This is a genomic window from Rubripirellula amarantea (assembly GCF_007859865.1).
In the GTDB taxonomy this organism is placed as follows: Bacteria; Planctomycetota; Planctomycetia; order Pirellulales; family Pirellulaceae; genus Rubripirellula; species Rubripirellula amarantea.
On record NZ_SJPI01000001.1, the window covers coordinates 3,734,645 to 3,755,877 of the forward strand.

General features: G+C 54.8%; 14 protein-coding genes. 10 read left to right on the top strand and 4 right to left on the bottom strand.

The genetic code is table 11. The features are described from left to right. The first annotated feature begins 265 nt into the window (after positions 1-265). A complete protein-coding gene (locus tag Pla22_RS13540; protein WP_146515084.1) occupies positions 266-1,189 on the top strand; it encodes a response regulator in 924 nt (307 codons plus the stop codon). A gap of 80 nt (positions 1,190-1,269) precedes the next feature. Here Pla22_RS13540 and lpxK read toward each other — a convergent pair whose 3' ends face one another. Then, positions 1,270-2,325, bottom strand: a complete 1,056-nt coding sequence (lpxK, locus tag Pla22_RS13545) for a tetraacyldisaccharide 4'-kinase (RefSeq protein WP_146515085.1) — start codon at positions 2,323-2,325, stop codon at positions 1,270-1,272. A 111-nt stretch (positions 2,326-2,436) separates the two neighbouring features. Between lpxK and Pla22_RS13550 the strand changes: the two genes are divergently transcribed. Continuing rightward, entirely contained in the window at positions 2,437-4,707 is a 2,271-nt protein-coding gene (locus Pla22_RS13550) for an NADP-dependent isocitrate dehydrogenase (RefSeq protein ID WP_242631986.1), read from the top strand. Here the strand turns inward: Pla22_RS13550 and pgl are convergent. Continuing rightward, positions 4,676-5,380, bottom strand: a complete 705-nt coding sequence (pgl, locus tag Pla22_RS13555; protein WP_242631987.1) for a 6-phosphogluconolactonase — start codon at positions 5,378-5,380, stop codon at positions 4,676-4,678. The two genes, Pla22_RS13550 and pgl, sit on opposite strands and share 32 nt — an antisense overlap. A 120-nt stretch (positions 5,381-5,500) precedes the next feature. Then, complete coding sequence (panB, locus tag Pla22_RS13560) at positions 5,501-6,322, bottom strand: 3-methyl-2-oxobutanoate hydroxymethyltransferase (RefSeq protein ID WP_146515087.1); 822 nt, start codon at positions 6,320-6,322, stop codon at positions 5,501-5,503. 469 nt (positions 6,323-6,791) lie between these two features. Here panB and Pla22_RS13565 point away from each other — a divergent pair, with 469 nt between their 5' ends. The 5 genes from Pla22_RS13565 (at position 6,792) to Pla22_RS13585 (ending at position 12,353) form a co-directional block, all read left to right on the top strand. Next, entirely contained in the window at positions 6,792-7,625 is an 834-nt protein-coding gene (locus Pla22_RS13565; RefSeq protein WP_165440643.1) for a hypothetical protein, read from the top strand. A 9-nt stretch (positions 7,626-7,634) separates the two neighbouring features. Next, complete coding sequence (locus Pla22_RS13570; protein WP_146515089.1) at positions 7,635-9,299, top strand: formylmethanofuran dehydrogenase subunit A; 1,665 nt, start codon at positions 7,635-7,637, stop codon at positions 9,297-9,299. Continuing rightward, on the top strand, positions 9,296-10,246 hold the full coding sequence (gene fhcD / locus Pla22_RS13575) for a formylmethanofuran--tetrahydromethanopterin N-formyltransferase (RefSeq protein WP_146515090.1): 951 nt from the start codon (positions 9,296-9,298) through the stop codon (positions 10,244-10,246). The genes Pla22_RS13570 and fhcD overlap by 4 nt, the downstream gene beginning before the upstream one ends. Further along, complete coding sequence (locus Pla22_RS13580) at positions 10,243-11,010, top strand: formylmethanofuran dehydrogenase subunit C (protein ID WP_146515091.1); 768 nt, start codon at positions 10,243-10,245, stop codon at positions 11,008-11,010. Before fhcD ends, Pla22_RS13580 begins: the two co-directional genes overlap by 4 nt. A 146-nt stretch (positions 11,011-11,156) precedes the next feature. Next, entirely contained in the window at positions 11,157-12,353 is a 1,197-nt protein-coding gene (locus Pla22_RS13585) for a peroxiredoxin family protein (RefSeq protein WP_165440644.1), read from the top strand. Positions 12,354-12,672: 319 nt separating this feature from the next. Here the strand turns inward: Pla22_RS13585 and Pla22_RS13590 are convergent, their stop codons facing one another. Further along, positions 12,673-13,887, bottom strand: coding sequence for a hypothetical protein (locus tag Pla22_RS13590; protein WP_165440645.1), 1,215 nt, complete (start codon positions 13,885-13,887; stop codon positions 12,673-12,675). 222 nt (positions 13,888-14,109) lie between these two features. On the opposite strand from Pla22_RS13590, the gene mutL reads away from it, so the two are divergent. From mutL to Pla22_RS13605, 3 genes are all read left to right on the top strand, one after another. Beyond that, positions 14,110-16,083, top strand: coding sequence for a DNA mismatch repair endonuclease MutL (mutL, locus tag Pla22_RS13595; protein ID WP_146515094.1), 1,974 nt, complete (start codon positions 14,110-14,112; stop codon positions 16,081-16,083). Between the two features lie 239 nt (positions 16,084-16,322). Next, positions 16,323-17,327 (top strand): AAA family ATPase, encoded by a 1,005-nt coding sequence (locus Pla22_RS13600; RefSeq protein WP_146515095.1) that lies wholly within the window; start codon positions 16,323-16,325, stop codon positions 17,325-17,327. A 279-nt stretch (positions 17,328-17,606) separates the two neighbouring features. Continuing rightward, positions 17,607-20,744, top strand: coding sequence for a PVC-type heme-binding CxxCH protein (locus Pla22_RS13605; RefSeq protein WP_165440646.1), 3,138 nt, complete (start codon positions 17,607-17,609; stop codon positions 20,742-20,744). Positions 20,745-21,233 lie beyond the last annotated feature (489 nt).

Below are 21,233 nucleotides of genomic sequence, written 5' to 3' on the forward strand. Positions count from 1 at the left end.
GTGAACAGGGCCCCGGCGATCATGAAGATCGCCGGGGTTTTTTTATGGATTTGCGTTCCTGCAAATTTCGCCTGCCTAAGGTCGCAAGTTTTTGGGGTTCGCTCTTCGACGTGCCGGCTTGTCGACGTGTTATCCATAGTGATCGAACGTACCGTAGTGTTCTTTCGATTCACTTGGGAATCATCCAACGTGCGTTACCTCGATCGGGTAGCATCAATGATGGCGCTGAGCCGATTTACTGGCATGTTGAACATGAGGTGATTCCATGGCACGAGTTTTATTAGTTGAAGATAGTCCCACCCAAGCCATCGAGATGCGGATGCTTCTCGAAGCGGGATCGCACACGGTGCATCACGTGGGTAACGGCAAGGTGGCCTTGGAATACCTGGAATCCCATCCCATTGAATTGGTCGTCACGGATTTGGATATGCCCGAAATGAACGGGCTCGATCTGGTTCGAAACATGCAATTGAACTTCGAACACATTCCGGCGGTATTGGTCACGGCCAAAGGATCCGAGGAATTAGCGTCACGAGCGCTGCAGCAGGGCGCGGCGGGTTACGTTCCCAAGAATCACCTCAGCACGCTCTTGAATGACACGATCGTGGACGTTCTGGGAGTCTTCCGAACCGATACCAGCTTTTCGAAGCTAATATCAACGTTGACCGAGAACACGTTCAAGTTCGATATGCCCAACGATGCCTCGCTAATTTCACCCCTGATCGGATTGCTGATGCAGGTAGCTTCGGGAATGGAGGTCGCCAGCGGAACGGAGCTAGTGCGTTTAGGAACGGCCGTTGAGCACGCGATCGTGAATGCGATGTTCCGAGGTAACTTGGAACTTGGTCCATCGGTCACGCCGAGCCATCGGGCGATTGTGTACGACGACGCCACCAGCGACCTGATCGAACGACGTAAAGTGTCCGAGCCTTACGCGGGGCGGCGGGTGTATGTGGAAGCCACCGCTACAAAGACGCACATCCGCTTCCTGGTTCGCGACGACGGAAACGGCTTTGACATCGCAAAGGTTCCTCGCCGCGACGAATGCCAGAAGTTGGACACCGAAAGCGGGCGCGGTCTTGTTTTGATGCAATGCTTCACTGATGAACTCAACTTCAACATCACGGGTAACGAAGTCGAAATGATCAAGCGATTCGGTGCAGTGAAACCTCAAAACGGCAAGAGTTGAAGGCTTCAATGATTTTAAATCCAGCTCGTTGAAGCGTTTCACTGAATATCTGCGGCTTGCTGATCTGACGTCCGCTGCACTCAACGAGAAAGTTGCACGCACTGAGAAACTAGTTCGTACAGCTTGGTTGGATCGCTGACGAATTGCATGTCGATCTGCAGCGATGAAAGCGGTTTGCCGCCGATGCGATCGCACTTCAGCTTGACGAGGTCTTTGTGAGTGCAAAGAAATTGATCGAAGGTTGAACCTTGCGAGCGAGCGAAGTCTTGGATCTTTTGCACCGTTTCGCGGGCATAGTCGTGATGGTCGGGGAATCGCAACTGATCGGTCACCGTTGCACCGCATGCCCGAAGCGTGTCTTCGAAGGCCTTGGGATTTCCGATTGCGGAAAGGGCTACTACTCGCTTGTTGGCGATGGTTTCCAACGCGGTGATTTGATCAGGATAGGTCAACAAATGCGATGCGGCATGCTGGGTGCGAAGTACTGGAACCGATGCATTGGCATACGTCGCGATCGTCGATTCAATTCGTTGAAGGCTCGCTTCGTCCGCATGATCGGTGCGAGTGATGATGACCGCTGACGCTCGCGCCAGTCCGCTAATCGGTTCTCGCAACAATCCCCTTGGCAACAGCGATCCGTATCCAAACGGGCACATGGCGTCGATCACCACGATGTCCAAGTCGCGATGCAGGCGGCGATGTTGGAAGCCATCGTCCATAAGGATCACTTCGGTTTCCAATTCCTCGACTGCGATGCGAGCTGCTTCGACTCGGTCAACATTCTGCACATGCGGCACATCGGGTAGACGGTCAGCCAGTTCCATGGCTTCGTCGTTGGTTCCCGATTCATTGCTGCGGTAGCCTCGGCTAACAATCGAAACGCGAATATTTTTTTCACGAAGCCACTTGGCCAAGTGACAAACGATTGGCGTCTTTCCGGTTCCGCCGGTTGTTAGATTGCCGATGCAGATCACCGGTACACCGGCTTGAGCGACATCGCGGCTACCACGGTCATAGGAACGGTTGCGATGGCGGATAGCCAACCCGTAAGGCCACGACGCAATCGTTAGTCCGGCGCGAGCGATCGTCGCCGGCACGCCGCGGTCGGTTCCCGACTGAATGTCTTGGATCGTCATGAAGGATTGAACAGGTGGGCTCGGTGGTGTCCGCCGAAAGGATTATAGCGATGAACGCCGTGTGACTATCTTTGGTTCACTCACTTCGGATTTTGCTATCGAGATGTTACGATGTCCGCGTCCTCTATGTCACCTCAAGGGAACCGCATGTCCGCTCAAACGCCAAAGATTTTTTACACTCAAACTGACGAAGCCCCCGCCTTGGCAACTCAATCGTTGTTGCCGATTGTTCGCGCGTTTACTTCGGCGGCCGGGATCGAGATTGAACTCAAAGACATCTCACTCGCCGGACGAATCCTATCGGCATTCCCTGAGCGATTGTCGGAAACCCAGAAGGTCGAAGACGCCCTGGCCGAATTGGGGATGCTCGCGAAAACACCCGAAGCGAACATCATCAAGTTGCCAAACATCAGTGCATCGATTCCTCAGCTCGTGGCCGCGATTGAAGAATTGCAGTCGCACGGCTACGACGTTCCCGATTTTCCTGAGGAACCCGAAAGTGACGACGAAAAGTCGATCCGGGCGAAGTACTCGAAAATTCTCGGCAGTGCTGTGAACCCGGTCCTGCGCGAGGGTAACTCAGATCGCCGAGTTGCTGCACCCGTTAAAGAGTACGCCAAGAAGAATCCGCACTCGATGGGAGCTTGGTCTTCCGATTCTCGCACCCGAGTGGCTCACATGAGCCATGGCGACTTTTTCGGTAGCGAACTATCGCACGTCATGGAAACCGCAGGCAACGTCGACATTGAATTGATCACCGCGAGTGGCGAAACCGAAACGTTGAAAAAAGGGCTGCCGTTGCAGGCTGGCGAGATCATCGATGCATCGGTGATGAGCAAGAAAGCGTTACGCGAGTTCTTGGCAAAGACGATCGATGAGATCAAGGCCGACGATGTGTTAATGTCGTTGCACATGAAAGCGACGATGATGAAAGTTTCCGATCCCGTGATCTTCGGGCACTGCGTCAGCGTTTACTACGCTGATGTGTTCGCCAAGCACGCGGAGACCTTTGAAAAGCTGGGCGTCGAAACCAGCAACGGCATCGGTGACGTTTACGCGAAGATTCAAACACTGCCTCAAACCGAGCAAGACGAGATCAAGACTGACCTCGACGCCGTGTACGCCCAGCGACCTCGACTCGCGATGGTCGATTCCGATCGCGGCATCACAAACCTGCATGTGCCATCGGACATCATCATCGATGCATCAATGCCAGCGATGATTCGTGACTCGGGCAAGATGTGGGGCCCGGATGGCAAGCGATGCGACACCGTGGCGATCATTCCCGACCGTTGCTATGCGGGGATCTATCAGGCAACGATTGACTTCTGCAAGAAAAACGGTGCGTTCGATGTCACGACCATGGGCAACGTCGCCAATGTGGGTTTGATGGCTCAGAAGGCTGAAGAATACGGTTCGCACGACAAAACATTTGTGATCTCGCAGGACGGAAAGGTTCGCGTCGTTGATGACACGGGCGAGACGCTGATGGAACACGATGTCGAAGCGGGTGATATCTGGCGGATGTGTCAAACCAAGGACGCGCCGATTCGTGACTGGGTGCGTTTGGCCGTTAGTCGAGCTCGCGCAACCAGATCGCCCGCCATTTTCTGGCTCGATAAGGATCGGGCTCACGATGCCAATTTAATTGCGAAGGTGAACGAGTACCTGCCTGATCATGACACCAGCGGACTGACGATCGAGATCATGTCCCCGGTCGATGCGGCGACTCATGCGTGCCAGCGTTGCAAAGACGGCAAGGATACGATCTCGGTGACCGGAAACGTGCTGCGAGATTACTTGACTGACTTGTTTCCCATTTTGGAATTAGGCACTAGCGCCAAGATGCTTTCGATCGTGCCACTGCTCGCCGGCGGCGGTTTGTTCGAAACGGGGGCCGGTGGATCAGCACCCAAGCACGTTCAGCAATTCACCGAAGAAAATCACTTGCGATGGGATTCGCTAGGCGAATTCTTGGCGATCGCTGTTTCACTGGAAGACTTGGGAACCAAGTTGGACAACCAGGACATCCTGGTGCTAGCTGAAACACTCGATCAGGCGACGGGTAGGTTCTTGGACGAAAACAAATCACCGTCGCGAAAGACCGGCGAATTAGATAACCGAGGAAGCCATTTCTACTTAGCGATGTATTGGGCCAATGCTCTGGTTGCGCAAAACAAGAGTGCGAAACTGCAATCGCACTTCACAGCCATTGCAAACGCGCTTCAAGAGAACGAAACCAAGATCGTCAGTGAGTTGGCTGAAGTTCAAGGTTCTGCCGTTGATGTCGGTGGCTACTTTCAGCCGGACCCGACCAAGGTTGCCGCTGCGATGCGTCCGAGTGAGACATTCAACTCTGCTTTGGCATCGCATCTGAGTTAACAAACCACTTGGCACCTTCGACCAATTGAGATGGATACTCGTTAGGTAGGCGTGTGTCGGACCAGACCTTCGCCAAAGCATCTCGTTTATTTTCACCCGCGATTAGAAACCACTTTTCGCGGCCCGAATTAATCGCGGGGGCGGTCAGTGTGTAGCGGTACGCATCAAACTTCTTCACGAAGTTTTCCACGAACCAGCGATCGGTTTCTTCGATCGCCTGAGTTCCGGGGAAGAGCGATGCGGTGTGGGCATCGTCACCCATGCCCAGCAAAACCAAATCCCATTGCGGGGCCGCTTGACCGGCAAAATGTTCACGCAGCAAAGCTTCGTACTCTCGAGCCGCTGCCGCCGGATCGTCCACCTTGACGGGAACGGTGTGGATGTTGGTCTCGGGAACATCCGCGGGGGTCAGCAACGCACCGCGGACCATCTTGGCGTTGGATTCGTCGTGATCATGCGGCACGTTGCGTTCGTCGCCCCAGTAAAAATGGATTTGATCCCAGGGCAAATCGCGGTCAGCGAGGATCTCGTAAATGCGTTTGGGCGTAGAACCGCCCGACAACGAAACACGAAACGCGTCTTGTGAAGAAAGGGTCGCGTCGACAAGTTCGCAAAACGAATCTGCGACAGCGAGTTGCAATTGGGGCAATTCGGTAAAGGTTTCGATGTTCATCTAAGGCTGGGGTCTGACGTTATTTGATAAAGGTGAGTTGGTGTTGAACAGAGTTAAGCAGATTTCAGCAGCGTCGCGACTAATTAAATAGCGTCGCGACTACTTTAAACAGCTTCGCGACTAAAAGGACTCGTCTTCACTTGGGAAGCTGCCGTCGCTAATGGCGTCAGCATACGCTTTCGCCGCGTCCGCGATCGCGGTCCGCACATCGCCCAATTTGCGAACGAATTTGGGTGAGTAGCCGGAATGGAATCCGATCATGTCATTGGTCACAAGCACTTGGCCGGTCAAATGCGGGCCAGCGCCGATTCCAATGGTGGGGACGGAAACGGCGTCATTGATCTGTTTACCGATTTCAACGGGCACACATTCGACAAGCACCGCGAACGCACCTGCTTTCTCAGCCGCTTGAGCATCATTCACCAGTGATTGAGCATCGCGTTGCACCCGATAACCGCCATCGACATGGACGTTTTGAGGTCGCAGGCCCACATGAGCCATCACGGGAATACCAGCGGTGACGATGGCGGCAATCCGATCGGCCTGTTCAGCGCCTCCTTCGAGTTTGACGGCGTGAGCGTTGGTTTCTTGCAAAACGCGAGCGCTCGATTCGATGCTGCGAATGATCTCAAGTTGTCCTTCGGGAAAGGGCAAGTCGACCACGACCATCGCGCGTTTAGCGGCGCGAGCGACCATTTCGGCGTGATAGATCATTTGGTCCATCGTCACTTGCAGCGTGGTGTCACGACCTTGGACGACCATGCCCAGCGAATCGCCCACCAGCAGAACGTCGATCCCCGCTTCGTCGAGCACTTCGGCGGTCGGGAAATCGTACGCGGTCAGCATCGAAATCCGCTTCCCATCGTCTCGCATTTTTTGCAAGCGCCTCGTGGTAACACGGCTAGGCTTTGAAGATCCCGCGGATCGAGATTGAGACGACATGGAATGAACACAATGAAAGGAGAGCGGACCGGAATGGCATACAGTTTGATTATACGTGCCGGCTTGCCTACCCCGGCTTGCCAACGTCTTCTCGCCTGCATGGCTCACTTCCCTGCCTGACACGGCTCACCTTCTCACCTGCATGGCTCACCTTCTAGTTGGGCACGGCTCACTGGGCTCGCGATCTTCAATCTATCGATGCCATGCGGCAGTAAGGTAGTCAGACGGTGACAATCCTTGCGGGACCAACCAATCGGTCAATGAACAGCCATCCATTGAACGAAACCGATGCCAGTATGAGTTGTCGGCGGATGGGGGCAGGATGATCGTTTGCCGATCACGTTGCCAAGTCCGGGTTTTCACCGCGTTCAGGCCGTTTACCTTGGCAAAACGTCAACACCAGGGCGACAACGGAGGGCTGAAGATTTACAATGTCTGGGCTTGGCTCCCCAATCGGTAGAAAATCTTGGTGCCCCAACCCTTGGAAATCACTGTGAACCCAACCTGCACTGCTCGTCGTTGGTTCGTCCTCATCGCGATGGCGTTCATGTCGTTGATCGTGTGCCCCTCGATCGCATCGGCTCAGAAGCCTGATGCCCCGGGTGTCGGCAGCAACATGATCACCAACTTCAAAGGGAAGCTAGTTTCGTTCAAGCGGGGCATCCTGGTCGTCACCACTGACGAAGGAACTCAAATGAACGTCGCTCTTCCCGACGACATTGCCTCCTTTGTCTTTGTTGCCGAAGCGAAGCCCGCGTTTCTACAGCGAGGAATGTTTGTTCGCTTTAGCGGCAGCTTCAACCAAGCGGGAATGGCCCAGTCGCCAATCAGAAAAGTCGAGATCTTTCAGCCGGTCGCTGGAAAGCTTAACGGTCATCAGCGAGAAGCGTTCGTGCCAGGAATCTATCCGGTCAATCGCCCCAAAGCTGGCGAGCCTCCGCCGCAAGTCGCGGATGTCAAAGTGGTCGGCAACATCATGGGGATGGATGCTTCGGGGGTGATGGGGGTAATGATCGGCAAACAACCGTTGCAAGTGCCGTTGGCTCCGGACGTGCGACTTGAACTCCGGTTCAACAACATGTCGCTCGCCGAGGAAGGGGATTCGGTCAGTGTCGCGGGGTTCTACCAAGCGGGCGATGAAACCAACGTCAAAGCTAGCCGGATCACAATCACGACCAGCCGAGTCTATGGTGAGGCCACCGAAGGCAACAGTAAGTCGACTCGAAAACGAACCAGAAGCTCCCGTAAGAAGACGGACGATGCCGATACCGGCAACGGGGAAAACCCAGACACGGCACCTTAGGCAGCACGGATGCAAATCATTATCAAACGCGGTCGCGTCATCGATCCGTCAAGGAACTTTGACGCTGTCAGCGATCTTTTTGTAAGCGACGGCAAGATCGTTGAGTCGCTGACCAATCCGGCATCGGCGCACGTCGTCGATGCATCGGGCTGCGTCATCATGGCGGGCGGAATTGACCTGCACACGCACATTGGCGGTGGGAAGGTGTCGTTGGCTCGGATGTTGTTGTCGGATCAACTGCAATCACCCATCTCGACGCCCGGCCAGTTTGACCAAGGCGATTCATTTTTGCCGACGGCATCGCAGACCGCGTCTCGGTACCTCGACATGGGATACACGACCTGCTTTGAACCAGCGGTGATCCCCTGCAACGCTCGTTCGGCTCATGCGGAAATGGCAGATGTCGCTGGCATTGATACAGGCGGCTATTGTTTGCTCGGTAACGACGATGTGCTGTTGGCGTTGATTGCCGACAAGCAACCACAGGCTCTGATCAACGATTACGTTGCTTGGATGGTGCGAGCGACGCAGTGCATCGCGGTGAAGGTTGTAAATCCAGGCGGGATCAGTGCGTTCAAGTTCGGCGATCGGCATTTCGACGTCGATTCTGTCCATCCGAAGTACGGTGTCACACCGGCACAAGTGATCGAAACGCTTTGCCGAGCCGTTCACGAGATCGGACTTGCGCACCCGTTGCACGTTCATTGCAGCAACCTCGGTGTGCCCGGGAATATTGAATCCACGCTTGCGACCATACGAGCGGCGAACGGCTTACCAATCCACCTAACGCACGCTCAATTTCACAGTTACGGCAAAGACAAAGACGATCACGAATCGTCGATGGTTTCCGCTGCCGCCCAGTTGGTGGACGCGATGGCTAAGCATCCCAACGTCACGATCGATGTCGGTCAAATCATGTTTGGGCAAACAGTCACCATTAGTGCCGATGCGATGCACCAACACGACAACTTTCGGTTCGCCGATCCGCGCAAGTCCATCCTGGTCGATGTTGAATGCGAAGCCGGGTGCGGGGTTGTTCCGTTTCGGTACCGCCGCAAGCAGTTTGTGCATTCATTGCAGTGGGCGATCGGTCTGGAATTGTTTCTTATGATCGATGATCCATCGCGAGTATTTTTGACGACTGATCATCCCAATGGCGCCCCGTTCACGACCTACCCTCACCTGATTCGATTGTTGGCTGATAAGTCTTTTCGCGAAACGGCGCTTTCAGAGATTCATGCCGACGCCAAGAGCACCAGTGATTTAGCCGGTATCGATCGCGAATACACCCTCAGTGACATTGCCACCATGACTCGGTCCGCACCGGCGAAAATATTAGGCTTGTCGGATCGGGGGCACTTGTCCGTCGGCGCGGTGGCCGACGTCGTTGTCTATCGCGAAAATGATGACTTGGAAGTCATGTTCGCTTCGCCGGAAACTGTCATCCGGCGAGGCGTCATCGTTCGCGGTAAGAATGCGACTTCGGTGAGTGACCTTGCTTCGTGGACCCTTACCGCGGAAGTAAGCGTGGATTCGTCCTCGGTCGCAAAACTTGCCGATCGCTACGAGCAAAATTCCACATTCGCGATGCAACGTTTGCAAATCGACGACGAAGAAATGAGCGCCGTCATTGGCAGCCACCCCGTCGTCGCCAGCAAGGGGAAGGCCAAGTGAGCGAGTCAAAACGCAATCCGACGCTTCAAATCGCGGGCGTCGAAATCGAAGATGAGTTCGCAGAAGCCTTTGACATGAAGGCCACTCGAGTGATCATCACAGCCCATGACGAACGATGGGCTGCCGAGGCTGCTGCGGCGATGACTGGCTTTGGGACCAGCGTGATTGCCTGCGGAATCGAAACTGCCGTCGAAAAGACGCTCTCTCCGGACGAAACTCCCGATGGTCGCCCGGGCGTGTCCATTTTGGCGTTCGCAGTATCCGGATCAGAGTTGGAAAAGCAAATTCCTCGTCGGGTTGGGCAGTGCGTTTTGACCTGTCCAACGACTGCGATTTACGCGGGAATCGACGTACCCGATGGTGTCGCTGCCAAACGAGTGCCTATTGGAAAAATGGTCCGCTTCTTCGGTGACGGAAATCAAATCAGCAAGGTTGTAGGCACCGAGAAAGGCCCGCGACGGTTTTGGCGAGTTCCCGTGATGGATGGCGAATTCGTGTGCGAACACGATGTGGCGCGAGTGGATGGAATCGGTGGCGGAAACTTTTTGCTGCTTGGTCGCTCGCTTGACGCGATCACCATCGCATGTCGTGCCGCTTGCGATGCAATGAAAGGCGTCGACGGTGTGATCACTCCGTTCCCAGGTGGCGCTGCACGCAGCGGTTCGAAAGTGGGATCAAAGTACAGCAAGTTGTTCGCATCAACCAATGACGCATTTTGTCCAACGCTTCGCAAGGTCGGCCCCACGCTGTTGCGAGATGAAGAAGACGCTGCGTTAGAAATTGTGATTGACGGAATGTCGTTTGAAGCCATCGCAGAGTCGATGAAGGTGGGGATCACGGCGGCGTGTCGCGCGGGCGCCGATGCGGGCCTGCTACGAGTCACCGCTGGTAACTACGGCGGCAAGTTGGGCAAACATCACTTTCGATTGCATGAGGTGATGTCGTGAAAACAATCTTGCTGCGTCAAAAACAGATTCCAAACTTCCGCATCGATGCATCTTCACTGTCGCTTGCTAAGCTTTCGGCATTCAGCGACAAAGAGATCGCTTCGTTGCCAATGGGGCAAGATGGTCAGTGCATCGATGATTGGTTTGAAGTCCAATGCACTGATTCGGATCAATCGGTACTGCGAATGGAAGGTGACTTTGCAAACTTTGATCGCATCGGAGCCAGCCATGAACGCGGTTTGATCGTCGTGGTCGGCAGCGTCGGCAACGCCTTGGGTTGTAGCATGAGCGGCGGTGAAATTATCGTCGAAGGGAGTGCTGGAAACGCGGTCGCGGGAGCGGTCGATGGTCAACGCAAAGGAATGACCGGCGGACGAATTGAAATTGCTGGCGATGCGGGAAACCAAGTTGGCTATCGAATGCGGCGAGGTGAGGTATTCGTCGCTGGAAACGCGGGGCATTTCTTAGCCAGTCACATGCTCGCGGGGACGATTGTCGCAGTGGGGCAATTTGGCACAAACGTTGGCTATGGCATGCGACGCGGAACGGTGATTTTGTCCAAATCTCCCAATTTATCGTCGCCTCGTTTTTCTGAGCCGATCAAGTCGGAATTGACTTGGTTGTCGCTTGTGAAGAACCCTTCGCATCAAATGACACGCGAATTGATGCAAGATATTGCCGCGAATCGCGGGCAAGACGTAGTGTCTCGGCGAGGTGATGGTGCGGTAGGCGGTCAAGGCGAAATTATTTCGCGGTCGCTTTAGCTGCTAATATGCAGGCGGACGTTGCCCTCTTTCACGCATTTGTCCTTAGTCAACGATGCCGCTTGGTATTATCTTTGCTCGCCGAGTGGAATAGAATTCGGTCCTCACCTTTTCCCAGTCTCCCTGCCTTAAATTCGTCCAAGATCATGAAAAAACGATTGTCTCTCGCTGCTTTGATTGCCGCCGCTCTTTGTGTGGGAGGATTGCGGTCGTCTCAGGCAACAGCCGCTGGACCAACTTTGACGATTGGGTCTGAAGCGCCGGAGCTTGACATCGAAAATTGGATGCAGGATGGAAACGGTTTTTTCAAACCGGTGACGGAGTTCAAAAAAGACAATGTCTACGTCGTCGAGTTTTGGGCGACTTGGTGTGGCCCTTGCATTGGCAGCATGCCGCACTTGGCTGAGTTGCAAAACCAGTATCGCGGCCAAGGCGTTCAGATCATCAGCGTTACGAATGAGGACACCGAAACCGTCAACGGGCTGCTGAAGAAAGAGCATCCGCAGGAAGGTAAGACGTTCGAAGAGATCACATCGGCGTGGTGCCTGACTTCGGATCCTGATGAATCGGTTTCCGAAGACTACATGACCGCATCAGGTGCCAATGGAATTCCGACCGCGTTCGTAGTTGGCAAAACAGGGTTGATCGAGTGGATTGGTCATCCGGGATCGATGGACTTGCCGCTCGAAGCAATCGTTAATGACGCTTGGGACCGAGCTAAATTCAAGGTCCAGTACGAATACGAAAACAGGATGGAAGAAGCGATGCAGCGTCTCAATACGCTGGTCGGCACCGAGAAGGTTGATGAGGCGATGGACTTCGTCGCCGAGATGATCAAGGAAGCGCCTTCGCAAGAATACAAAGATCACTGGACCAACATGTTTCACAATGTGAAGTTGGTCACCGGACAACTCGACAAGGAAACGACGGAGTTCTATCAAGGGTTGTTGGCCCAGATGGAAGAGAACAAAGATCCGCAAGCCGCACTTGGTTTTGCCAACATGTTGTTTGGTGTTTCTCAACAGGGTGCTGATTTAGGGACACTTCCTACGGATACCTTGGCGACGGTCACGGCTCTTGAACCAACCATTCCGGAATCCTATAAGGTCTTGTATTACAACACGATCGCTTTGATGAACGAGCTCAACGAAGACTTCGTTAAGGCGGCCGAAGCTCAGGAGAAGGCTGTTGGTTTGGCCACTGCTCGCCAGGCGAAGCGAATGCAGCCTTACCTTGATGAACTTCGCAAGAAGGCCGGAATCGAAGAGGATGCAGACGAAGAAGACGCTGGCGAAGATAACGACAAAGATGCTGGCGAAAAGGCAGCGGACGACCAAGAGTAGTTTCGCTACTAGGCCTTTGGCCTAGCCAGTGTAGAGCCGGCGCTACCGATTGAGAGCGGTCTGAAACACGGCCGCGAGCGATGTGGCGTTCTGAGCATCCGGAGCGTTTAGGGCATCCGGAGCGTTCTGGGCATCCCGAGCGTTTAGGGCGTCCCGATCATCCCGAGCAAGGACGCTGCGTTGGTGGCCACATCCTAGGCTGCACGGTCGTTTCAACATGTGCGACGCACTTGCATCGTTTGAACGGCAAGTCGCGTAGGGGTACCTGAGTTACCATCCAATCAGGGTCGTTGGGATGATAAAGTCCGTTTGGCGTCGCTTAGCGTCGTTCGAGCACGCTGCGAATTCGGGCGACGATTTTGGGGTCGGACGAATGGCGAACCATCAACGTTCGCAGGAAGCCGGCTGATTCTTGATCGGGCATCGTACCGAGCACCGAGATTACTTCCGCGAGCACTTCGCGACTTTCGTCCTCGGTCATCAGCTTTAACCAGGGGCGTGGGTCAACGTCGGGGTGACGGATCACGCGATGAACGAAGTCCAGGCGAACGCTTACATCAGGATTGACGGCGCTCTTGGCCATTTCGATTTGTGATTCGCTGAGTCCGCGAGCGAGCAGTTCAAGGTGAGCTTGAGATCGCAATTGCTCATGTTCGGAAAGGAGCCACGTCATCACCGAGTGCGTGCTGGCCGATTCCATGGGGGTGTCGACAAGGTGAGTGACCGATTGCACGTCGTTGGAATCGTAAGCGTCATCAATCGACTTCAACACGATGGACTCTTCCGCTGGGACGGCGCGCAGGCTCGAACTGCTGGATCCCGAGCGGTAGATCGATGGTTCAGACGTAGCTTGTTCTGCTGCAATCGCTTCTGCGGCTGATCGTTCGTTGGATGCGATCTGCTGATCCATCGTCGCTTTGAGCATCGCTTCGGGTTCAGGCGGCCAGGTCGACCAAGTGCCCGTCTCTTCGAACTGTTCCACGGGGAGCGGTGTTGCACGCACGATTAAACGGCGGGGTTGGCCATCGTTGATGGGGCCTTCGTTCAGAATGCTCGGGCCGCTGCGGTTGGAAAGTGCAAGTTTTTTAAGGACGTCGTTGGCGCTGGCGTAAAGTGATCGCTTTTCATCGTCGGCTTGATCGACGGATTCCATCACCGATTGTTGAATCAGCGCGGTGCCCCATCCGGTTCGATCGTCCGGCATGTGTACGGCGACTCGATCGATTGCCTTGACCATGATCGCATGACGCTGCAGGGCCGAGCTTTGTCCCAAGGTGGGCCATCGAGTTTGGCTAGATTTGAGTAATTCGAAAGCAACACGAGCCGTTTCGTAATCCTTCGCGGCCAACGCATCGACTAAGTGTGGGATTCCAGTTTTGCCAAACGCTTGGATCTGGACCAACCGAGCCTGTTGCACGTGAGGCGGCTGGGTTTGGAAATCGTCGGTCAGTCGGCTCAGTAAGTAGTGGCCGCTGAGGTGGCGAACGGCCAACAACGCAGCGAAGCACATCGCCACGAGCACCAAATACTTCACCGCGTTTCGAAGCGCCGAGCGCGCAGGTTGCCGGCGACCCAGAATCTGGGACTCAGTTGCCGTGAAAGCAAAGGGGTTAGGAATATCTGAAAAGTCGGATGATAGCATCTGGTCCGCCTGCGGGGAGTTTCCCGGATTTTGCCGAGAATTTCCCGCTCAAAGCAAGGTCATTTTGGTCCGTATTCGGTTGAGCTTTCCCCTCACACCGGTACATTGCACGGCATGAGCGAAGCAACGACCATCTCGGGTGGACCGCGGACAATCCGCCAATTGCCCCCCAATCTTGTGAACCAAATTGCCGCTGGCGAAGTCATTGAACGGCCGGCGTCGGTGGTAAAAGAATTAGTGGAAAACAGTATCGATGCGGGATCGCACCGCATCGAAGTCGCGATCATGGGTGGCGGCACCGAATCAATTCGAATCAGCGATGATGGTTGCGGCATGACCGCCGAGCAGTTGCCGTTAGCGGTAGCCTCGCATGCGACCAGCAAACTGCCCGACGACGAGTCACTGTTTCACGTCAGCACACTCGGGTTCCGCGGCGAAGCGCTGGCGTCCATCGGAAGCGTTTCTCAGCTAACGATCCGTAGTCGAGCCGAAGGCGAAACGGTGGGAGCGGAAATTGTCGTTCGAGGCGGAGTGGTCGAACCGCCCGCACCCTGCGGATGCCCAACCGGCACCGTGATTGAAATAAAGAACTTGTTTTTTAACACACCGGTTCGACATCGCTTTTTAAAAACGAGTCAGACCGAACGCGGGCATATCGTCGAGGCGTTCACGCGACTGGCGCTTGCCAATCCGCAAATCCATTTCGTCCTGACCAATAACAACAAAGAAATCTACGATCTTCCCGTCACTCAGCAATGGAGCGAACGAATTCGCGCGTTCTTCGGCGGCGAGATTGGCGATTCGTTGATCAAGGTTGCCGATGGAAGTGATGACATTCGCATTAGCGGTTACGTCGCCGATCCCTCGGTCAGTCGTGGCAACAATCGGATGCAGTACTTGTTTCTGAACGGCCGCCACATTCGTGATCGGTCCTTACAGCATGCTTTGGGCGAAGCGTATCGAGGCTTGTTGATGGTGGGGCGTTTCCCGGTCTGTTTTTTGCGATTGGACATGCCAGCGGACTTGATCGACGTGAACGTTCACCCGACGAAGTTGGAAGTCCGGTTCACCGACGGCGGGCGAGTCTATGGTCGACTTTTGCAAACTCTTCGCCACCAATTTCTTAAGACCGATATGACCCAGCGAGTTGGACCGGCGCAGTCCGTCTCGCAAGAAGATCCGCACGTTCATCGCGAGGGTGTCGAAGCGTTGTCGACGCATCAGGTCCCCGTGCGTCAAAACGTTGCTGTGCCTGTTCGTCAAAACGACATCGAAGCCCAGCAACGCCAGTCGGTGATCGAGTGGGCGCGGACTGGCGAAACGACATCGTCGTTACCGCCGGTGGGCACGGCCGATTTCAAGCCGTTTCCCGATAGTGGTTCGATCTCGCCGCCGACCCCAAGAAATGTTGGCGACGTTGCGCCTTGGGATTCAGAGACCGCCGGGGTGGACGATCAACCATTCGGCGATCCAACCAAAGCTAGTCCGAGCGTTTGTTATCTTGGTTTCCAGGTTCACAATCGTTACCTCGTCACTCAGGACGAGAAGGGCATGGTCGTGATCGATCAACACGCGTTGCATGAGCGAGTGTTGTATGAGCGAGTGTGCGAAAAGGTGCTGGGAGAAAACTCGTCGTTGGAGTCGCAGCGTTTATTGGTTCCCGAGCCCGTGTCGCTCACTCCTGAAGAGCGCACCGCAGCGCTTGATGCCAAGGACATGATGGCCAAAATTGGCCTAGAGGTCGACGATTTCGGTGGCGATAGTGTGGTCATACAGGCGTACCCCGCGATGTTGCCGCACACTGCACCGGCGGACATGTTACGAACGGTACTCGAATCGTTGTTGTCGGCTGGGAAGAATCCGGACGCCAAGGACTTGCTCAACCACTTGCTCTCGACGATCGCGTGCAAGGCGGCGGTGAAAGCCGGTGATCCACTATCGCCCGAAGAGATTACAAGTCTGCTGGAGCAAAAGGATCTGTACCATGACACCCATCACTGTCCTCATGGTCGACCCACCGCACTGTTCTTCAGTCGCGACGAACTCGACCGGATGTTCGGCCGCCTAGGTCCCCGCGGCCGAGTTTAGGTAGTACCCGGAACATTGCTTTCGGTTCAATCGTGTCTTCTCTCCTCTCAGGTGGATCCAGTGGGCTGGAAGCGCTTTGGCAGCTTGGCGATAATTTTCATCTTGGTTCAAAACTGCGGGTGAGGATTCGGCTAAACTGGTTCGATAGGGCAGCTAGAGCCTTCTTTTGTTGCCGCTTTGCGCCGTCGATGCGGGTAACGTCCTGTTTTTCCTTTACTCGGTATGATTGAAATCCAAGCATGAGCACCACCGTCGAATCGATGCAGGCCGAAGCACAGCAGTTCGGTGATCGCTACAACGCTGTGCGCGAAATGATCGGCCGCGTCATTGTGGGGCACGATGATATTGTCCATGGCGTTTTGACGGCGGTCCTGTGCGGTGGTCACGTTCTGTTGGAAGGTGTGCCGGGTTTGGGAAAGACCATGTTGGTCAGGACGCTATCGGAAGTGCTGGACTTGGATTTCAACCGCGTTCAGTTCACGCCGGATTTGATGCCCGCGGATATTCTGGGCACGAACATGATTGTTGAGGACGATCAGGGTCATCGGCGGTTCGAATTCCAACGCGGTCCCGTGTTCACTCAGATTTTGTTGGCCGACGAAATCAACCGCGCCACGCCCAAAACGCAATCAGCGATGCTCGAAACGATGCAGGAAGGCACGGTCACTGCGGGGGGACATCGCTATGTGCTTGACAAGCCTTTCTTTGTTTTGGCGACTCAGAACCCCATTGAACAGGAAGGCACCTACCCGCTCCCTGAAGCTCAACTTGACCGTTTCCTGTTCAAGTTGGTTGTCGGTTACAGCAGTCGCGAAGACTTGAACTTGATTGTTGAACGCACCACGCGAGGCGAAAAGGTGACGTTGGAAAAGGTGATGGATGGATCGGAGTTAATGAAGTGGCAAGCGATGGTTCGCAACGTCATTTTGGCTCCGCACGTTCAGGATTACTTGGTGAGGTTGAACCTGGCCACGCACCCCGACGGTCCGCACAGCGTTGATGCGACGAATCAGTACGTCCGATGGGGTGCCAGTCCTCGAGGAGCTCAAACGCTGGCGCTGGCATCCAAAGTTCGGGCTCTGTTGGAGGGTCGCTTCAACGTGAGCTTCGAAGACGTTCGTCGAGTCTTTTTGCCGGCAATGAGGCACCGCGTCTTGCTGAACTTTGAAGCCCAGGCTGAAGGGATTCAACCAGACGAGGTGTTGCTCGATATCCTTCAAAAGGTGCCTGAGAAAGCGGATTGAGGTCACTTTCGGCCCGGTTCGCGGCACAGTGATTGGTCGGTTCCAGCGGGGACAGCGAGGTACAGCGAGAGACAACGAGGGAAACAAAAAGGTGCGTTTTATTGAGGTGCTTAAATTTCGGCACCCCAACGAATACTATAGTGGCACATCCCCGCCCTTTACCCACCTTGGATCAGGATTCGGAAACGACCTATGCGACGACCCTCCCGCCCCAAACTGACCCACCTTTCCCTGCTAAGCCGTACCCCAATACACGGCACTTCAAAACGCGGCACCCCAATGCAACGCACGCAAAACCGACTCACGGTGAACCGCATCGTGTTGTGCTGTTTGTTGGCGGTCGTATCGTCAAGCTGGGTCGCGGCGGAGGCTGCCGAATCGACCACCGGTACTGCGGCCACTGGTAGTGCGGCCGCTGATCACGCGATCGTTCAAGCGATGTTGAGGATCCCTGGTGCTAAGCTCGACCACTACCCCCAACGCAAAGAGGCCGTGCTACGCCACGTGCAACGCCTATCGGAATCTGACCCGGCGTCCTACCTTCGCATCGCCGGGCAACTAGGCGTGCCGACGGATGCAACTGCGTTAACTCGAATTATCAAAGATCCCAATGCCGGCCAAGCTTCGATTGAAGCTGCCAAGATGCTGGCTCAATCCGGTGGGATGGAACCCATCGCTGACCTGATTTCTAACAACGAAGGTGAAGCTAGGATTTCGTTGATCGAAACCATTGGTCACGTTGGAAACAAAGAGGTGGCTGAAGTCTTGATGCCCTACATGATGGATCAGTCGCAACCCACGTCTGTTCGTAGCGCTGCGGCTTCGGCGATTGGCAAGCACTGGCATGGGCAACAATTGTTGTTGGGACTGGCACGAGAAAACAAAGTACCTGAAGGCGTCAAGTTCGAAGTCAGCAACGCGTTGCTTGGTTCATGGACACCAGAAGTCGTCGATGCAGCCAAGAAGATTGAAAGTCTAAAGCCAGCGGTCACCAGCGCGGACCAAGTGATTCCGTCGATTCGCGAGTTATCGCAAATCAATGGCGACCCGGACTCGGGCAAAGCGGTTTTCAACAAAGAAGGCACCTGCATCAAGTGTCACAAGGTGGCCGGCGAAGGCAAGGAAGTTGGCCCAGACCTTTCCGAGATCGGCAGCAAGTTGTCCAAGGAAGACATGTTCGTCTCGATTCTAAATCCTAGTGCCGGGATCAGCCACAATTACGAAACTTACGCTTGCCTAACGGTAGATGGCAAGTTGATCACGGGCTTGTTGGTGGGCGAGACCGAGGAAGAGATCACGATCAAGACGGCGGACGCTGTGTTGACTAAAATCCCGGCCGATGATGTGGAGGACTTGCGCAAGCAAGAAGTTTCGCTGATGCCCGCCGATCTGCAGAAGGCGATGTCGGTCCAGCAATTGGTCGATTTGGTGGACTACCTGCGGTTGCTGAAGAAACCAGAAGAAGCCGCCTTCAACGCCGTTGTTTCAGCCGGTGGCCCGCCCAGTCGTGAAGCCAATGATGCGATCGCTGGCTTCGAGATTGCAGAGGGGTTGAAGGTGCAATTGGCGGCTGCCGAGCCCATGATGCTGAGTCCCACAAGCATCGATGTGGACCATCTTGGCCGAGTCTGGGTGTGCGAAGTGGTCAATTACCGTCACTTCCGTAATCCCAACAACGAAGTCCGCGAAAGTGGTGATCGAATTTTGGTGATGGAGGACACCGATCAGGATGGAGCCATGGACAAGACGACGGTCTTCTACCAAGGCACCGACGTTGATTCGCCACACGGAATTTGCGTCCTGGGCGATCGTGTGATCCTATCCGCCGGTGAAAACGTCATGGTGTTTCGCGACACCAACGGCGATTTGAAGGCGGACGAGAAAACGCTGATGTTCACCGGGATATCCGGCGAGCAACATGACCACGGTATTCACTCTTTCATGCCTGGGCCCGACGGAAAGCTTTACTTTAACTTTGGCAACGAGGGCAAGCAGCTCAAGGACGCGTTTGGGAAACCGATCGTGGACAAGGCTGGCAACGTCGTCAACGACACGCGTCAACCTTACCAACATGGGATGGTGTTCCGTTGTGACTTGGATGGGTCAAACGTCGAAACCCTGGGGTGGAACTTCCGCAACAACTGGGAAGTCGCCGTGGATTCGTTTGGCGCGATGTGGCAATCTGATAACGACGACGATGGCAACCGCGGCACACGAATCAACTTCGTGATGGAATTTGGAAACTATGGTTACCGCAACGAGAAGAGCGGTAATTATTGGCAGGCCGAGCGAATTGGAATGCGAGAAGACATTGGCGAACGCCATTGGCATCTCAACGACCCAGGTGTGGTTCCAAACTTATTGCAAACTGGCGCTGGTTCGCCGACCGGGATCATCGTTTACGAAGGCAACCTACTGCCCGAGAAATATCAGAATCAAATCATCCATACCGACCCAGGACCCAACGTGGTGCGTGCTTATCCCGTCCAGGACTCGGGTGCCGGCTACACCGCGACAATTGAAAACATGGTCAGGGGTGTTCAGGATCCTTGGTTCCGTCCGGTCGATGTTTGCACCGCTCCTGATGGATCGGTGATCGTTGCGGACTGGTACGATCCGGGCGTCGGTGGTCACCGAATGGGCGATACGAAGCAAGGTCGCTTGTTCCGCATCACGGTGCCGGGCCATGAGTCCTATGTGACATCGAAACCAGACTTCACGAGCCTAGAAGGTGCGTCCAAAGCATTGGCTTCACCCAACAATGAGACCCGATTCCTGGCGGGCCAGGCAATCAAGACGATGTGGTCGAAAAATGCTCCCAACATCGACGACTACCTCGATGCGGACAAAGTTACCGATGCTCGCCTGCGGGCTCGTTGGATGTGGTTGTTGGCGAAGACCGCATCCACCGAGAAGGCGGCAATCATGAAGGCACTGACGGATTCCGAAACCAACATTCGTTTGGCAGCGATTCGAGCCGCACGCCAATCCGCCCAAGTCGACGACTTGGCGGTTGCCGAAATGATGATGGATGATTCGTCACCTCAGGTGCATCGGGAATTGGCAGTCTTGTTGCGAGGTCACAATTCCGAGAAGGCGGTGGAGCTCTGGACGGCGTTGGCGTTGAAATACGATGGCAAAGACCGCTGGTACCTCGAGGCGTTGGGCTTGTCGGCGGAAGGCAAGTGGGATGCCTGCCTTGATCATTGGCTTGAAGCGGTGGGCGACGATTGGAACTCACCAGCCAGACGTGACATTGTTTGGCGAGCCCGTTCGAACAAAGCTGCCGAATTGATGGGGCAATTGATCCTGCAGTCAGAGACATCAAAGGACCAGGAACGCTACTTCCGAGCACTCGAGTTCTTTGACGACGATGTTCGCAAGAATGCGATGTCGCAAATCCTCGCTGGCGCCTGAAATTGCACTTGGGATGCCAAATTGCGAGTTTTGTGTTGATGGATTCGGGTCTGCCAATATCATTCGGTCGAGAAACATTCGGTCGAGGAACGTTCGGACGAATGGGCAGTGCCCCTGAATTTGCCACTCAATTGGTAGCGATCTGATCTATCGAGGTCTGATAGCGACCCTGTGAACATCGTTGGGTCGCTACTGGCTACTGGTTGTTGGCTATTGGTTGTTGGCTATTGGTTGTTGGCTATTGGTTGTTGGCTATTGGTTGTTGGCTATTGGCGAATTGCCCTTCGCTGCTGGTTCCTCGCCCGGTCGCGGTTAGCGATTTTGAAGGCGGGAGGGGCATGCGGTTCGAGGGCCTTTGCTTTGCTATCGAAATTCGATCGGGTCTGGTTGGATATTTCGCGAGAAAGGCGTGGCTGAAACTGCGTCAAACCCCGTGATTTGCTAACTTCCCTTTCGCCCCCCTTTCTCTATCCTTCCCGCGCCTCTAGC

What these genes read in the sequence shown, in the direction of transcription:
- Pla22_RS13540 (WP_146515084.1), top strand. Translation starts at nt 266, where the DNA reads ATGGCACGAGTTTTATTAGTTGAAGATAGTCCCACCCAAGCCATCGAG.
- lpxK (WP_146515085.1), bottom strand. Translation starts at nt 2,325, where the DNA reads ATGACGATCCAAGACATTCAGTCGGGAACCGACCGCGGCGTGCCGGCG.
- Pla22_RS13550 (WP_242631986.1), top strand. Translation starts at nt 2,437, where the DNA reads ATGTCCGCGTCCTCTATGTCACCTCAAGGGAACCGCATGTCCGCTCAA.
- pgl (WP_242631987.1), bottom strand. Translation starts at nt 5,380, where the DNA reads ATGAACATCGAAACCTTTACCGAATTGCCCCAATTGCAACTCGCTGTC.
- panB (WP_146515087.1), bottom strand. Translation starts at nt 6,322, where the DNA reads ATGTCGTCTCAATCTCGATCCGCGGGATCTTCAAAGCCTAGCCGTGTT.
- Pla22_RS13570 (WP_146515089.1), top strand. Translation starts at nt 7,635, where the DNA reads ATGCAAATCATTATCAAACGCGGTCGCGTCATCGATCCGTCAAGGAAC.
- Pla22_RS13585 (WP_165440644.1), top strand. Translation starts at nt 11,157, where the DNA reads ATGAAAAAACGATTGTCTCTCGCTGCTTTGATTGCCGCCGCTCTTTGT.
- mutL (WP_146515094.1), top strand. Translation starts at nt 14,110, where the DNA reads ATGAGCGAAGCAACGACCATCTCGGGTGGACCGCGGACAATCCGCCAA.
- Pla22_RS13600 (WP_146515095.1), top strand. Translation starts at nt 16,323, where the DNA reads ATGAGCACCACCGTCGAATCGATGCAGGCCGAAGCACAGCAGTTCGGT.
- Pla22_RS13605 (WP_165440646.1), top strand. Translation starts at nt 17,607, where the DNA reads ATGCAACGCACGCAAAACCGACTCACGGTGAACCGCATCGTGTTGTGC.